This window comes from Nocardia sp. NPDC127606, from assembly GCF_042671725.1.
Lineage (GTDB): Bacteria > Actinomycetota > Actinomycetes > Mycobacteriales > Mycobacteriaceae > Nocardia.
Genome location: NZ_JBHXWQ010000002.1, coordinates 493,044 through 507,623 on the forward strand (window position 1 = coordinate 493,044; position 14,580 = coordinate 507,623).

General features: G+C 69.3%; 13 protein-coding genes and 1 pseudogene. 7 read left to right on the forward strand and 7 right to left on the reverse strand.

Annotated elements, in window-relative coordinates; genetic code table 11:
* Window positions 1-207: 207 nt before the first annotated feature.
* From ACFVJ5_RS13135 to ACFVJ5_RS13145, 3 genes are all read left to right on the forward strand, one after another.
* Window positions 208-1,875, forward strand: coding sequence for a DNA repair helicase XPB (locus ACFVJ5_RS13135; protein ID WP_101464529.1), 1,668 nt, complete (start codon window positions 208-210; stop codon window positions 1,873-1,875).
* A 99-nt stretch (window positions 1,876-1,974) separates the two neighbouring features.
* Entirely contained in the window at window positions 1,975-2,640 is a 666-nt protein-coding gene (locus ACFVJ5_RS13140) for a DUF3239 domain-containing protein (RefSeq protein WP_379220184.1), read from the forward strand.
* A 60-nt stretch (window positions 2,641-2,700) separates the two neighbouring features.
* Entirely contained in the window at window positions 2,701-4,092 is a 1,392-nt protein-coding gene (locus tag ACFVJ5_RS13145; protein ID WP_379220185.1) for a M1 family metallopeptidase, read from the forward strand.
* Here the strand turns inward: ACFVJ5_RS13145 and ACFVJ5_RS13150 are convergent.
* Window positions 4,089-4,937, reverse strand: a complete 849-nt coding sequence (locus tag ACFVJ5_RS13150; RefSeq protein WP_379220186.1) for a hypothetical protein — start codon at window positions 4,935-4,937, stop codon at window positions 4,089-4,091. The genes ACFVJ5_RS13145 and ACFVJ5_RS13150 overlap by 4 nt on opposite strands.
* A 98-nt stretch (window positions 4,938-5,035) precedes the next feature.
* On the opposite strand from ACFVJ5_RS13150, the gene ACFVJ5_RS13155 reads away from it, so the two are divergent.
* The gene (locus tag ACFVJ5_RS13155; protein ID WP_379220187.1) at window positions 5,036-5,548 is read left to right on the forward strand and encodes a hypothetical protein; all 513 of its coding nucleotides are present in this window, start codon (window positions 5,036-5,038) and stop codon (window positions 5,546-5,548) included.
* Here ACFVJ5_RS13155 and ACFVJ5_RS13160 read toward each other — a convergent pair.
* Complete coding sequence (locus ACFVJ5_RS13160; RefSeq protein ID WP_379220188.1) at window positions 5,545-7,836, reverse strand: helicase-associated domain-containing protein; 2,292 nt, start codon at window positions 7,834-7,836, stop codon at window positions 5,545-5,547. The genes ACFVJ5_RS13155 and ACFVJ5_RS13160 overlap by 4 nt on opposite strands.
* A gap of 154 nt (window positions 7,837-7,990) precedes the next feature.
* Here ACFVJ5_RS13160 and ACFVJ5_RS13165 point away from each other — a divergent pair, with 154 nt between their 5' ends.
* On the forward strand, window positions 7,991-8,182 hold the full coding sequence (locus ACFVJ5_RS13165) for a hypothetical protein (protein WP_056818634.1): 192 nt from the start codon (window positions 7,991-7,993) through the stop codon (window positions 8,180-8,182).
* A gap of 65 nt (window positions 8,183-8,247) precedes the next feature.
* On the opposite strand, the gene ACFVJ5_RS13170 is transcribed toward ACFVJ5_RS13165, so the two are convergent.
* Together ACFVJ5_RS13170 and ACFVJ5_RS13175 are read right to left on the reverse strand one after the other, a co-directional pair.
* Window positions 8,248-8,856, reverse strand: coding sequence for a transglycosylase family protein (locus ACFVJ5_RS13170; RefSeq protein WP_379220189.1), 609 nt, complete (start codon window positions 8,854-8,856; stop codon window positions 8,248-8,250).
* Between the two features lie 373 nt (window positions 8,857-9,229).
* Window positions 9,230-9,466: a hypothetical protein gene (locus ACFVJ5_RS13175; protein WP_379220190.1), complete on the reverse strand. Its 237-nt coding sequence runs from the start codon at window positions 9,464-9,466 to the stop codon at window positions 9,230-9,232.
* A gap of 162 nt (window positions 9,467-9,628) precedes the next feature.
* Here ACFVJ5_RS13175 and ACFVJ5_RS13180 point away from each other — a divergent pair, with 162 nt between their 5' ends.
* Window positions 9,629-10,054, forward strand: coding sequence for a cold-shock protein (locus tag ACFVJ5_RS13180; RefSeq protein WP_358071059.1), 426 nt, complete (start codon window positions 9,629-9,631; stop codon window positions 10,052-10,054).
* 57 nt (window positions 10,055-10,111) lie between these two features.
* Here ACFVJ5_RS13180 and ACFVJ5_RS13185 read toward each other — a convergent pair whose 3' ends face one another.
* From ACFVJ5_RS13185 to ACFVJ5_RS13195, 3 genes are all read right to left on the reverse strand, one after another.
* The gene (locus ACFVJ5_RS13185) at window positions 10,112-10,642 is read right to left on the reverse strand and encodes a DUF2771 domain-containing protein (protein WP_378990510.1); all 531 of its coding nucleotides are present in this window, start codon (window positions 10,640-10,642) and stop codon (window positions 10,112-10,114) included.
* Entirely contained in the window at window positions 10,639-12,516 is a 1,878-nt protein-coding gene (locus tag ACFVJ5_RS13190) for an MFS transporter (protein WP_379220191.1), read from the reverse strand. Before ACFVJ5_RS13190 ends, ACFVJ5_RS13185 begins: the two co-directional genes overlap by 4 nt.
* 69 nt (window positions 12,517-12,585) lie before the next feature.
* Window positions 12,586-13,362, reverse strand: a complete 777-nt coding sequence (locus ACFVJ5_RS13195) for a glutaminyl-peptide cyclotransferase (protein WP_379220192.1) — start codon at window positions 13,360-13,362, stop codon at window positions 12,586-12,588.
* 8 nt (window positions 13,363-13,370) lie between these two features.
* Between ACFVJ5_RS13195 and ACFVJ5_RS13200 the strand changes: the two are divergent.
* A pseudogene (locus ACFVJ5_RS13200) lies at window positions 13,371-14,136 on the forward strand (DUF3027 domain-containing protein); the annotation flags it as partial.
* Window positions 14,137-14,580: the final 444 nt, after the last annotated feature.

Consider the following 14,580-nt stretch of genomic DNA (forward strand, 5'->3'; position numbering starts at 1 on the left):
CTCACCCGGGATCCGGGGTTCCCCCACGAGTGAAACGCCGCACCCGACGAGCCCACCTACGGACTCCCAACTCGCCCACCACGTTTTCGGCCGCCCCGGATCCGAGGGGCGAGACGTAACGGCGAAGCCGGAGTATCGCCCCTCGGATCCGAGGTTACGAGGCCGAAAACCCGCGGCGCCCGCCGCCTATAAGCACAGGAGCAACGTGTGACCGACGGTCCGCTGATCGTGCAAAGTGACAAGACTCTGCTGCTCGAGGTCGACCACGAGCTGGCAGGTAACGCCCGGCAGGCCATTGCCCCGTTCGCGGAGCTGGAGCGCGCCCCCGAGCATGTGCACACCTATCGGATCACGCCGCTGGCGCTCTGGAACGCCCGCGCGGCGGGCCACGATGCCGAGCAGGTCGTCGACGCGCTGGTGAACTTCTCGCGGTACGCCGTGCCGCAGCCACTGCTGGTCGACATCGTCGACACGATGGGCCGCTACGGCCGGTTGCAGCTGGTCAAGCACCCCGCGCACGGATTGTGCCTGGTCAGCCTGGATCGCGCGGTCCTCGCGGAGGTGCTGCGGCACAAGAAGATCGCACCCATGCTCGGCGCCCGCATCGACGACGACACCGTGATCGTGCACCCGTCCGAGCGCGGCCACATCAAGCAGATGCTGTTGAAGATCGGCTGGCCCGCGGAGGACCTCGCCGGTTATGTCGACGGCGAGGCGCACGACATCGGCCTCGACTACACCGAGGGCAAGTGGCACCTGCGCGACTACCAGGAGATGGCCGCCGATTCGTTCTGGGCGGGCGGTTCCGGTGTGGTCGTGCTGCCGTGTGGCGCGGGCAAGACGATGGTCGGCGCGGCCGCGATGGCCAAGGCCAAGGCGACGACATTGATCCTGGTCACCAATACCGTGGCGGGCAGGCAGTGGCGGCGCGAGCTGCTGGCGCGGACCACGCTCACCGAGGAGGAGATCGGCGAATACTCCGGCGAGCGCAAGGAGATCCGCCCGGTCACCATCGCCACCTACCAGGTCATCACGCGCAAATCGAAGGGCGAGTACAAGCACCTCGAGCTGTTCGACAGCCGCGACTGGGGCCTGGTGATCTACGACGAGGTGCACCTGCTGCCCGCGCCGGTCTTCCGGATGACCGCCGATCTCCAGTCGCGCCGCAGGCTCGGTCTCACCGCCACGCTCGTGCGTGAGGACGGCCGCGAGGGCGACGTGTTCTCACTGATCGGCCCGAAACGCTACGACGCGCCGTGGAAGGACATCGAGGCGCAGGGCTGGATCGCGCCGGCCGACTGCGTCGAGGTGCGGGTGACCCTCACCGACGCGGAGCGGATGGCCTACGCCACCGCCGAGCCGGAGGAACGCTACAAGCTGTGCTCCACCGCGCGCACCAAGATCCCGGTGGTCGAGTCCATCCTGGCCCGGCACCCGGGTGCGCCGACCCTGGTGATCGGCGCGTACCTGGATCAGCTCGACGAGCTCGGCGTCGACCTGAACGCACCGGTCATCACCGGCGCCACCAAGAACAGGGAACGCGAGGCGCTGTTCGACGCCTTCCGCTCCGGCGAGATCCCCGTGCTGGTGGTGAGCAAGGTCGCCAACTTCTCCATCGATCTGCCGGAAGCCTCGGTGGCGGTGCAGGTTTCGGGCACCTTCGGTTCCCGGCAGGAAGAGGCCCAGCGCCTCGGCCGGCTGTTGCGGCCGAAACAGGATGGGGGACAGGCGCATTTCTATTCGGTGGTCGCGCGCGACACCCTCGACGCCGAATACGCCGCGCACCGGCAGCGCTTCCTCGCCGAGCAGGGCTACGCCTACCGCATCGTCGACGCCGACGACCTCCTGGGTCCGCCGATCGGGGACGGCGTGTAGGACTGTTCGCCAGGTCAAAGGGGGGTAGCGTGCGGTGTGCGAACCCCTCGGCAGATAAGTGGAGGAATTTCCTCCACAACTTGTGCTAGGAAGGAAGGCGTGCGCCGCTTCGAATTCGTGGTCGACCGTGAACACGCTCACGCGGTGAACGAGACGTTCACCGCGTTACGTCGGTTGCGCCTGGTGGCCCTGCTGGTCGCCGGTCTCGCCGTCGCGGCCACGGCGGCGCTGGTGTGGAGCGGGCAGGCGTGGGGTTTTCTGCTCGCGGTGGTGTGCGTGCTCATCGCGGCCATCGCGCTGTGGGTGGCGTTGTGGACGCCGCATCGCTCCAGCATCGAGAAGCTCTACCACGACGGTGTGCTCGTCCCCGCCGTCGTCAGCGATGCCGAGCCGGGCGCCATCGTGTTGCTCGCCCTGGTCGATATCGCCGAACCCGCTGCGCCGGAGCGCAGTTGGGCCTTGATCACCCGCAAGGTGCGCACGCTGCCCGGACACACGCCGCGGCGAGGTGAGCGGGTGCCCGCCGTCGCGGTGCGCACCGACCGTGCTCCGCGCCAGGTCGGCGAACGCTGGCAGCTGGTCACCGCCATGCCGATCGCCTGGGGCACGCGCGACGACGCGGTGATCGGGCGGGCGTGCGACGCCATCAACGAGGTCGAATGGCGGCTGCTCACACAGAACCTGGCGCTGGCTTCGCGAGTGAAACGCACCGCGACCAAGCGCCTGCTGCTCGACCCACAGCACCTGCCCTCCGACCTGGGCTAACGGCGCACCTGCGACGATGGTTCGGTCCGTGCGATCCGGTCGACGAAAGGTGTCCTCGACATGCGCTGGTCGGCCGGGTTGTGCGTGGTGTTCGCGCTGGTGGCGCTGGGAGTTCCTCCGGTAGCGGCGGATTCGGCCTTGATCGGGGCCGCGGGGCTGGGTGATCCGTACTATCCGCTCGACGGGAACGGCGGCTACGACGTCACCCACTACGACGTGTCGATCGACTACGAACCCGGTGCTCACCACCTGCGCGGCACGGCCCGCATCGACGGTCGCGTCACCCAGCCGCTGGCGCAGTTCAACCTCGACTACAGCGGGCCCGAGGTGCTGATGGTGACCGTCAACGGTCAGCCCGCGGGATTCGCCCACGACGGTGCGCACGAGCTCGTGCTCACGCCACTGCTGCCGCTGCCGCCGGGGCTGCCGATGCGGATCATCGTCGACTACGCCGGCGAGGCCGCCGACACCGAGGGCGAAGGCTGGACGCACGCGCCCAACGGCGGTGCGTTCGCCGTCGGCGAGCCGCACAGCGCGAGCACCTGGTACCCGCTCAACGACACCCCCTTGGACAAGGCGACTTTCACGCTGCACGCCACGGTGCCCGCCGACTGGGAGGTCATGTCGACCGGTGATCGCACCGAGCACGTGGTGCGCGACGGTCGGTTGCACACCACGTGGGAAACCCGACAGCCCACGATCGGCTACCTGACCACGGTCGCGGTGGACCATTTCACCTTCCTCGAACAGCGGCGCGCGAACGGAACCCCGGTGCTGAGCGCGTTCGCGCCGGAATCCGACGGCAATCGCGAAGACGAGCAGCGGCTGCCCGAGATCCTCGACTTCCTCGAAAATCTTTATGGCCCCTACCCCTTCGATGTGGCCGGGGGAATCTATGTGGATACGGAGCTGCCGTTCTCGCTCGAGACCCAGACCCGGCCGACCTACGCGCCGTGGACCGATCTGAACACCGTGGTGCACGAGCTGGCCCATCAATGGTGGGGCGACACCATGTCGGTGCGGCAATGGTCCGACATCTGTCTCAACGAATGCTTCGCCAGCTATACCGCCGACTACCTGTGGCCGGAGCGGATCGACCAGGCCGACGTGGACACCGAATATCGCGAGACCATCGCGAAAAACCTGGACGAGCCCGGGTTCTGGAAGATCGCGCTGGCCGCGCCAGGCGCGGGCGATGAATTCACGTCCGTCTACTATCGCGGGCCGCTGTTCCTGCACGCCCTGCGCAAGTTGATCGGTGAGGACGTGTTCTTCACCGCGATCAAGGATTTCGTGAACGCGCATCGCGACGGACACGCCTCGATGCCGGAGTTCCGGGAGTTCCTGCAGAGCCGAACCTCGATGCCGCTGGGCGAGTTCCTGGCCGAATGGCTGGACGGGACCAGACCACCGCGCGACGCGTTCCTCTACCCGGGCACCCTGCACCCCTAGTCGTCGGTGAGCCGAGCGCGGGCGCGCTCGACCCAGCGCAGCATGCGATCGAACTGACTACGCGCAGCAGTGAATTCGCCGCGCGCTCGATGTTCGGCGGTGTGGGCGAAGTGGCGTTGCTGCTCCGCGTGCTCGAGTTCGGTACGGAGGTCGGCGATGCGGGTTTCGATCTCGTCGAGGTCGGACTTCGCCTGCGCGGCAGCGGCTTCGGCCTCATCGCGATCGGTCCGGGCGGCGGCCAGGCCGGATTCGGCGTCATCGAGTTCCTGCTGGGCCTGCGCGCGACGCTCGGCTTCGGTGGCCTTCGGGGTCGAGCGGGGTTTGCTCGCGCGCTCGGGGGTGGCCTTGCCGCCGGTGATCGCGACCAGACCGGCCGGGCCGAAGCCGTCATAGGTGACGGTGGTTGGCAGCACTCCGGCGCGAACCAGGTCGGCGACATCGGGGTCGGCCAGCGCCGCGGTGAGGGTTTGACCGACCTCGCGCAGCACCTGCTCGTTGGCCGGGCGATCGTGCTCGGCGGCCAGTTCGGCGGCGCGCTTGGTCATCGCGTTCACGACCTGTTGACGCTGGGTGCCCAGGGCGCGCAGCTTGTCGCCGGAGAGCTGACGCTGGGCCGACCGCAGGGCGTCGCCCAGATCGAGCAGGGCGGCGATCTCCTGTGGTGCGTGGCGGGCCAGCAGATTGACCGTCCACGCCGCGACCGTGGGTTTGCGCAGGGCGGTGATGGCCTTGGCCAGGTCGCGGTCACCGTCGGCGCGGGCCTGGGCGGCGCGCTCGGCGCGGGTTGACACGAAGTCGCCGGGGTCGAGGGTGTACAGCTCGCCTGCGACGTCGTCGAGGGTCATCTTTGTGATGGTAGACAGGTTGCGCGACGGGGGAGCGCGGGCGCGGGGCACTTGGGTATCGTCACCGGCGGTTGTGTTCACCCTGAACCGTTCGGTGAGTGAGGTTTTCAGTGATTTTCCCGGAGAAGCGGCTGTTGGCGCGGATCGTGCTCGGGCCGGTGGCCGCGATGGCCCTGGTCGGTGCGGTGGTTTCGTGCTCGTCCGATGATTCGTCGTCGGCCGGTGCTGTCGCGGTGGGATCGTGCGTGGAGGTCAGTGACAACGCTGCCGACGCGATGAAGGCGACGGTCGGTGACTGCTCGGCGGCGAAGTCGAACTACCGGATCGTGAAGGTCGGGGCGGACTGCGCCGCCGACAATGCCGCGTTCAACGGCACCGTCGGGGACGCGAAGAGCACGCTGTGCTTGGCGCCGAATTTCGCCGAGGGCAGCTGCTACGCGGAGGCGGGGAAGCGGCCCGCGGAGTCGGTCGACTGTACGGCGGCCGAGGCTTCGTTCAAGGTGGTCAAGCGGATCGACGGGCAGACCGACGAACTGCTGTGTGGCGCGGACGCCACGCAGTTCCGGACGGTTCCCGACCCGAAGACGACCTTCTGCCTGGCCAAGCCCTAATCGAGCAGGGCCACCGACGCGATGCGGTGGAGGGTGAAGTGGCGGGTGGCCCCGCTCACCGGATCCACCGCGTCCAATTGGCCGTTGCCCACCCGGAGCGGCTCGACCACCCGTTGGGTGGCCACGCCCTGGGCGTCCACGTAGCCGATGTTCACCGGTCGGCCGACCCGCGCCGCCAGTTGGAGCAGCGCGAGGGTGGCCGCGGTGCCGGTGCGGGTGCCGTCGGTGCGCACCGAGCGGCCGGTGCGGGCACCCGCGGCGCGTTCGCCCGCGCGGAGTTCGGTGACCAGCTGGGAGAGCTGGTCGTCGTTCGGCGGGGTCGGGCGGTAGGGCCTGCGAGCCAGCGGGCGGACCGAGATCCGCGCGCCGCGGGGGCGCAGGTCGACGATGGCGCCGCCGGAATCCTCGCCCGCGGGGGCGAAGCCCGCTTTGCGGAGCTGGTCGAGCATCTCGGCCAGGGGCGCCAGGGCGATCGCCACCGTGGGGGCGATGGCGCGCAGAGCCAGGGTTTCGGCCACGGGAGCGGCGAGGACCTGGGCCAGCAGCGCCGGGTCGTCGCTGCGCAGGAACGACTGGGCCATGCCGACCCGGAGCTGGCCGTGACGCCGGGCGACGTCGTCGATGAGGTAGGTCAGCGACTGCGGCACGGGGGTGCGGGAGTGGGTGGCGAACAACGCGTGCAGTTCGGCGGCGGTGAGGCCGGCGTCGAGTGCGCGGCGGACCGTGGCGTCGCTGACCCGGTACACCGTTGCGGCGCCCGCTGATTCGACATCGGCGACCAGGGCGATCTTGGCGCGCAGTTCCGGTACCAGCGGACCGGGGGCGATCACCGTCAGGTCGGCCTGGACCAGGACGTGGTCGACCGGTTTCGGCAGTGCCGCGGCCATTTCCGATTCGGCGTCGGCGACAGAACCGTGCAGCAGCGCCCGGCCCGCCGAGTCGAGCGCGCCACGGCCGAGCAGGCCGACGACCGCCGCCTCGGCGAGGGTCGCGGTGACGGCGTCGAGGCGGAAGTGCCTGCGTCGGCGCGGCATTCGCCAGGCCAGTAGCTTGCCGATGTCGGCGGGGGTCACCGCGGTGCCGGTCGGATATTCGGCGAGCAGGCCGAGGATCGCCGCACGGTCGCGCACCGCGTGGGGCACGCGCAGCTCCGCCGACAGGGCCGCGATCGGCTTGTCGGCGGCGTCGCGCAGGCCGATCATCCACGGCATCCGATCCAGCTCCAGCCACGCCTGCGCGAGGGTCACCCAGCGGGTCGAGGGCGGGGCGTCGAGCCAGGAATCCGCGGCGGGCGTCGGGGCCCAGAAGTCGTCGGTGGAGTCGAGGTCGGGGGTCGGTTCCGGCAGGCCCTTCTCGACCAGTTTCGCGGCGGCCAGCAATTCGAGCAGCAGGCCGGTGCGCTGTTCGTCGATGCCGGTCTGCTTGGCCAGTCTGCGCAATTCGCGCACGCCGAGTCCGCCCGCGCGCAGGGCGGGGGCGGGCAGCGCGCCGAGCGCGTCGATCAGGTCGCCCGCGTCGCGCAGCAGTTCGCCGACCTCGCCCGCGCCGACGGCGTTCACCTCGGTGGCGGCGTTCTTCACGAGGGCGGGTTTGGGCGGGGCGAGCGCGTGCGGATCGGTGACGGGCTCGCCGCGCAGGACCTGGCCGACGGTGACGGGCAACTCCACGGTCTCGTCGTCGATCCAGTGCAGCAGCCGGGCGGCCAGTAGGCGCGGCACTGGCCGGTCCGGGTCGGTGCCGGGGGTGGCGTCCCTGGTGCGACCGCGGGGTCCGGTGGTGGCGAGTTTGTCCAGCAGCGCGCGTTCGGGCGGGCTCACCCTGGCCAGCGCGGCCGTTACCTCGGGCTCGGTGAGGGCGTCGGGGAGCGCTGTCGTGGCGCCCAGCGGCCAGGGAAGGGCTTCGGCGGCACTGGGTGTGAGGTCGAGGTCGTCGCCGACCTGCCACACGAGGGCGCGGTCGAGCAGACGGGTCAGCGCGGCGGTGACCGCGGTCTTGGTGACGCGATCCTTGAGCTGCGCGTGCAGGGTGGTGCGAGTCAGCGGCGTGAGTTCGGCGCCGATCGTGCGGGCGTCCTCATTGGCCGTCAGTGCCTCGATGATCGCGAACTCGAGCGTGTCCAGATCGTCGGCGGCACGCAACACCGATGCGCGCTGCTGAGCGCGCACGGCGAGCACCGACATCGACGCGGGCAGCGGCACCGCCAGGTCGGGCCGCAACTGCAGCAATTTCACCAGCTGGGCATCGGTGCGCGCACCGAGCCAATCGGCGAGAGAGTCTGTCGCGATCACCGATCGAGCCTACAGTTCTCGGCCGCCGTGATCTGGACTGAGCGGAGGGTGCGACGAAGGAGTGCCCGGAGGGAGGGAAGATCGAGGCCTCGGGGCCGGGAACTGCGGCGCCAGCCGCTGATGGGCACCGTGGCCGGTGTGCTTGAATGAGCCGGTGGTGAACAAATCGAAGAAACCCTACGTCGACAACGGCTGGCCCGAGGTGGCCGACGGCGAGCACGCCGTGACCGAACTGTCGTCGACCCGTGCCGGTAATCTCTCGCCTTTCGGTGAGGACACCGAGTTTCCCGTCCCGGCCGCAACGCTGCCGTACGTACACCCCCAGACCACCATCAACCGGGTGTAATTCGGACGAGAAAAACAAGAGCCCGCATCCTCGAGGATGCGGGCTCTTGTTGTGTATGCGGGCGATCAGGAGGGCAGCAGACCCTTGTTCGCCTGGAAGAAGTCGATGACGGCCGGGTCCAGCTGAGAACCCTTGGCGGCGTTGACGAAGTCGAGAGCCTGCTGCGGCACGGCGATGCCCTGCTGCTGCACGACGGTGAGTGCGCGGTCGACGGCCGAGAACACTTCGTGGCTCGGATCCTGGACCTGCGGCACGGTGACCTGCGGAGCCCAGCTCGGCGCCGTGGGAGCGACACGCTCGGACGGTCCGCTGCTCAGACCCAGCTGCGAGGAGCAGGACGGCCAAGCGCCCCAACCCTGGGAAGCGAGAACCTTTTCGGCGACCACGATCTGCTGTTCGCGGGTGGCCTGGTTGGCGGAGGCGGCGTATTCGCCACCGCCGTGTGCGGTCCAGGTGGAGGGCGAGAACTGCAGCCCACCCTGGAAACCGTTGCCGGTGTTGATGCCCCAGTTGCCGCCGGCTTCACACTGTGCGAGGCGATCCCAGTCGGAGTCAGGGGCCGCGCTGGCGTTTCCTGCGAGGGCAGCGGCTGCGGTGCCGAAGATCGCGCCGGTGACGGCGACCTTGGCAGCAGTGCGCCCGGTGGAAGTCGGCTTGCGGTGGCGTCCACTCATATCGGGTTTCTTCCTCTCGTTCGCACCTGCATGTGGCCCGGACTGAGAGGTCTCCCGGTCCGCCCTCATCCCTTGTTTCCAATCGGGGTCCGGTACCCGCGGGGTGAGGTTCGGTGCGGCGGGCCGGTGGTTCCGGGGGTTACCCCGGCTGAGAGAAACGGTACGACGGTCAGCGGCGAATGTCACTATTTGGTAACCGGCGGGTCCCGGTGGGTCTCGGGGTCGTCTCAGGGTGAGCCCTGATGTGTCCGCGCAGGTAGTCGCGGTGCCGAATGTGCGCGACAGCTGTGCGCTCACTTCGTGACCGCGCCGTTATGTGACGAAGGTCACATGTTTGGCTGGATGATATTCGGTGGGGCATTCGGTTGACGCGTCAACGCGCGCGTCGGCCCGACCACAACGCGAAAACCAGCGCGAGCAGGAACCCGGCAGGTGCGAGCATCGCCAGGCCGTAGAGCCACAGCCCCGGATCGCTGTCGGACACGATCGGCGTCACGAAGATTCCGATCACCGCCAGAATTCCGATACCGAACAGGACGAGGGCTACGTGCAGCAGGCGATCGCCGGAGCGTCGCGGACCGGGCGAGGCCGGATCTGGTGAGTTCGTCACCGATGAACCGTAAAACTGATGTGCTCGCGATATAGGCACCGGGGTAGACTCGCACCACATCGCGTCCCGCCTTGTTGGGGGGCGCGTTCTTTTCGCGACAAGCAAAATTGTGTAACCCGGGCCACAAGGGTTCGGGTGCCGAATGATGAACGGGTGAGCGCAGTGCCGACCGGCCGGGTGAAGTGGTACGACGTCGAGAAGGGCTTCGGCTTCCTGTCTCAAGACGAGGGCGAGGACGTCTATGTCCGCTCGTCCGCGCTGCCCGAGGGCGTCGAGGGACTCAAGCCCGGACAGCGTGTCGAATTCGGCATGGCCGCAGGCCGCCGTGGGCCGCAGGCGCTCAGCGTGACGGTGCTCGAGGCGCCGCCGACCGTCGCCCGCGATCGTGACCGTGGGCAGGCGCCCGCGCGCAAGGACGCCGGGCCGCGCAAGTCGCCCGACGAACTGCACGGCCTGGTCGAGGACATGATCACGCTGCTCGAGAGCACCGTGCAGCCGGATCTGCGGCGGGGCAAGTACCCGGATCGCAAGATGTCCCAGCGTATTTCCGAGGTCGTGCGGGCCGTGGCTCGCGAACTCGATCACTGAGGTTTCACAGAACCGGCCCCGAACGAATTTCGTTCGGGGCCGGTTTCGTTTTCGGGCTCAGGACTCGCGAGGCTCGGGCTCGGGAGTGACGATCGACCAGGCAGCGTGCGGGATGTAGCTTTCCTGCCCGGTGGCGATGTCACGGGCCAGGATCGGGAGCTGCACTTCGATGCCGATCAGGCGCAGGTCCGGTTCCGGCTTCGACTCGATGGTGAGTGCCCTGGCGCGGTCCGGGTAATCGGCGAAGCTGAGCACCCGGTCCAGCTGTTCGCCGCTGGGGCGCTGGTAGATCAGCTGGATGAGCCAGGGTGATTCGGCGACCGCGTCGGGCAGCGAGAGCTGTACGGGTTCACCGGCGGGGACCTCCAGCGGCGTGGTCTCGCCGTACCGGCAGTTCTCCATCCGCACCGTGCAATACATGAACGGGTCGACAGTGATGGTCGTGCCGTGCGCGTACGCGGTGAGCTGCGGGGTGTGCGCGGGCGCCTTCGATACCGCCACCCCCACCCACACCGCGGTCACCGCGACGACCGCGAACAGTCCGGCCGCGACCAGTGCGACGATCGTTCGAGCGTTGAGCTTGCTCACCAGGTGGGGTCTCCTGTCCCTCTCGGATGGGTGTTGGGCACTTCCTGCTCGACGTGCTGGGGGCGATTGCCGCCCAGGCCCGGCAGCAGTGAGTGCCCGGTATAGCTGACGAACGTCTGGAGCAGTCCGGCCAGCAGGATCACGCTGATCAAGGCGAAACCCTTCCAGTATTCGATCGGCATCAGCACACCGGCCGCCCCGCCGACGACCCAGCTCAGTTGCAGCACGGTCTCCGAGCGGCCGAACCCGGACGCGATCGACTCCGGCGGGAGATCGTCTTGGATGGCGGCGTCGAGGGAGACCTTGGCGAGCGCGCTGGCCGCCGAGGCCACCAGCGCGGCGACGGCGGCGCCGAACAGATTCCCGGTGAACGCGGCGAACACCGCGACCACCGCGCATGCGCCGGTGCAGCCGAGCACCACCGGCGACGGCCTGCCCAGTTGCAGTCGGGCGCCGGTCGCGTTGCCGCCGAAGTTGCCCAGGCCCGCCGCCGCGCCGACCAGGCCGAGCATCGCCGCCTGCTCGGTGGGACTACCGCCCGAACCCTTGGCGACGAAGGCGATGTAGAAGGTGAGGAAGCCGGTGAGCACGCGGATCGAACTGTTGCCCCACAGACCGGTGACCACGGCTCGGCCCAGTGGCTGCCGTCGTTTCCGTGGCGGCACCGAGGATTCCTGACCGCGTTCGATGACCTCGGTATGGGCGTCGGGGCCGTGATAGGTCAGCGTCGCGGGGACCTCGCCCTCGGTCACCTCGACCCAGCGCGGAATGCGCAGGCTCAGATACGCGCCCGCGATCGCGATGCCGGTGGCGAAGATCAGCGCGCCGGTGGAATCGGCGATCAGGGCCGCGAGCGCGGCGAGCGCGCCCGCGCCGATGGTGCCGCCGACCAGCCCGAACACGGTCAGCCGGGAATTGGTGCGGACCAGGTCGATATCCGGTGGCAGCACGCGCGGCGTCACCGCGCTCTTGAGCACGGCGAAGGACTTCGAGCCGACCATCATGCACAGGGCGAGCGGATACAGGCCCCAGGTGTCGATGTTGAAGATCAACAGCAGCGCGAAACCCGCGCGCAGGCCGAAGGTCGTCGCCAGCGCCAGCCTGCGACCGCGTTGCAGCCGGTCGAGCAGCGGGCCGATCAGCGGCGCGATCAGCGCGAACGGCGCGATGGTGATCAGCAGGTACAGGGCCACCTTGGTTTTGGATTCGGCGGTGGCGCTGGCGAAGAACAGGGTGTTGGCCAGGGCGACGGCGATCGCGGCGTCGAGCGCGAAGTTCGCCATGGTGGCGTAGGTCAGCGCGGTCAGACCGGACTGGTCGGCGCCGTCGGCCTTGGCGGCACGCTGGAAGGTGGCGATGCCGCGTTCGGTGAGTTCGCGGCTGCGCATGGCGGCTACCCGGGTGACAGTGAGTTTGCGGGGGACGCGCTGGTTGACCGGGTCGTCGACGCCTTCGTCGCGAGGGAAGGGACGGGTACCCGCGGGGCCGGTGTCGCCCCCGGGCTGGTCGGAGTGCCATTGCTCGTCGCGTGACGCGGCGGGCGGGCGGTCGTGTGGATGCTCGGCGCGTGGTGCGGCCGGTCGGCCCCGATCGCCGAAGGACGGCCGACTCTTCGGATAGTCGTCCGGTGCGCGTCCGGCGGGTGTCGCGTTCGGCACCGGTGTGGTGGGGGCGCCGGGGTCGACGGGGCGGTGGCGTCGGAACAGGCTCTTCGACCGGACCGTCGGCGGCTCGGTGGGCAGCGGCCGTTCGGGCCGGGGGAAGACCTTGCGCGGTGCGCGCGGCGGGTACTGCCCGTAGCCGGGGTGTGGGTCGGCGGCAGTACCGTCCCGGCGACCACGGTCAGGACCGGATGGATCGCGGGGCGTAGTCACAAGTCCAATTCTGTCGCACTCGGGCTGTGCGTGTTCACTCGCGCCGCGGCAATGTCGACCACACCGGGGTTATTTCCCGACGAAACGCACTTCGAACATGCGCGGCCAGTATTTGCCGGTCAGCAGGAACCGATCGGTGCCGGGCAGGTGAGCGATGCCGTTGAGCACATCGGTGCCCGCCCGTTCGGCGGGGGTGAGCAGTCCGCCCGCCTCGATGACGGCGAGAATCCGGCCGGTCTCGGGATCGATGTGCAGAATCTCGTCCGTCGGGTAGTTGTTCGCGTAGACCGTGCCGTCTTCCGCGCAGTCCAGCTCGTTCGGCTTCGGATCGCGGTAGCCCGACAACGTCACCGAACCGGTCTGCGCGAACGTCACCGGGTCGCGGAAGGTGAGCGTGCCGGTACCGTCGCTCATCACCAGCCGGTGTGGCTGTGCGCACAATCCCCAGCCCTCACCCTGATAGTCGGCGCGACCGGTTTCGGCGAGGGTGACCGGGTCGCGGGCGATGGCGAAACCGTCCTGCCAGGTCAACTGCCAGACGATCGCGCCCGCCCTGGTCATGCCCTCGCCGAACACGCGACCCGGCAGGTCCACGCGCGCTGTTTCGGCGCCCGTGCGCTGGTCGGCGGCCCGCGCGGTCGACACGCCCCACATTCCGGTGCTCTCGTAGCGGACCCCGTCGACCACTTCCAGACCCTGGGTGAAGGCCTGCGGATCGTGCGGTGACGAGCCGATCACCTCGACTCGCAACCGCGTCGGTCCGGGCTCCTCGGGACCGCTACAAGCCCCCGCGCCGAGCACACTGACCAGCACTGCGACGGCCAACGAACTGCGATTGCACTTCATACGGCAAAATGTATGCCGTGAGCGCAGTATCTGTTTCGGAGTCCGGCGTGCGTCCCGTTCTGGCCGACGCGGCCGAGGTCGCACGTCGTGCGCTCGTCGCGTTGGAACCCGACGGGGTAGGAGTCCATCTGGGGGTGAGCGCCGAGGACGACACCGCGGCCACCCACCGGTTCGAGGCGACCCTGCCCGGCTACCGCGGCTGGCAGTGGGCCGTCGTGGTCGCCGCGCCCCCCGGGGCCGACCACGCGACGGTGAGCGAGTCGGCGTTGCTGCCTGCCCTCGACGCCCTGATCGCCCCCGATTTCGTCCCGTGGGACCAGCGCGTGCGTCCCGGCGACCTCGGCCCCGGCGACCTGCTCGCCACGCCCGCCGACGACCCCCGCCTCGTCCCCGGCTACGTCGCCACCGGCGACCCGGTGATCGACGAGGTGGCCCGTGAGGTCGGCCTCGGCCGCGTCCAGGTGCTCAGCCTCGAAGGCCGCGCCGACGCCGCCCAGCGCTGGTTCACCGAGTTCGGCCCCGACACCGAGATGGCCAAGGCGGCCCCAGCCACCTGCGGCATGTGCGGTTTCTACCTGCCACTGGCCGGCGCCCTGCGCGAGTCCTTCGGCGTCTGCGGCAACGCGATGGGCGCCGACGGCCACGTCGTCCACATCGAATACGGCTGTGGCGCCCACTCCGACGTGGTCGCCCCCAGCGGCAACGGATCCCCGCTGTACGAGGCATTCGACGACCACGCGGTGGATTTCGTCGAGATCGTCCGCCCGGCTGTCGAGAACGCGATCAACGAGGCAGATGCTCAGGCGTCGGCCGAAGGCTCGGCAACAGCGGGTGCATCCCAGACCACGACTGAAGGTTCGGCATCGGAGGCTGCGCCCCAGGCGGCTGTCGAAGAGTCCGCATCAGTGGTCGATGAGGTCGCGGCCGAGCCTGCCGAGGCTGACTCCGCGACGACGGTCGTAGAGGTTGTCGCCGAGCCGTCTGCCGACCCGGCGATCGAGGTCGTGGAGGTAGCGGTCGAAACGGTTGCCGCTGGCCCGGCGACCTCGGACACCGAGGACGGCACCGAGCCGAGTTCCGCGGACTCGTTGACCCAGGTCGGCGAAGCCGCTGCGGAGCGGGCAGGCGACCAGCAGGAAACCGCTGAGGCCGAAGCGGTCGCCGCCGCGGTCGCGGAGCGTTCCGCGCTCGCCGAGGGCGCTCTGCCGGAGTCGGCCG

What these genes read in the sequence shown, in the direction of transcription:
- ACFVJ5_RS13145 (WP_379220185.1), top strand. Translation starts at nt 2,701, where the DNA reads ATGCGCTGGTCGGCCGGGTTGTGCGTGGTGTTCGCGCTGGTGGCGCTG.
- ACFVJ5_RS13150 (WP_379220186.1), bottom strand. Translation starts at nt 4,937, where the DNA reads ATGACCCTCGACGACGTCGCAGGCGAGCTGTACACCCTCGACCCCGGC.
- ACFVJ5_RS13170 (WP_379220189.1), bottom strand. Translation starts at nt 8,856, where the DNA reads ATGAGTGGACGCCACCGCAAGCCGACTTCCACCGGGCGCACTGCTGCC.
- ACFVJ5_RS13195 (WP_379220192.1), bottom strand. Translation starts at nt 13,362, where the DNA reads ATGAAGTGCAATCGCAGTTCGTTGGCCGTCGCAGTGCTGGTCAGTGTG.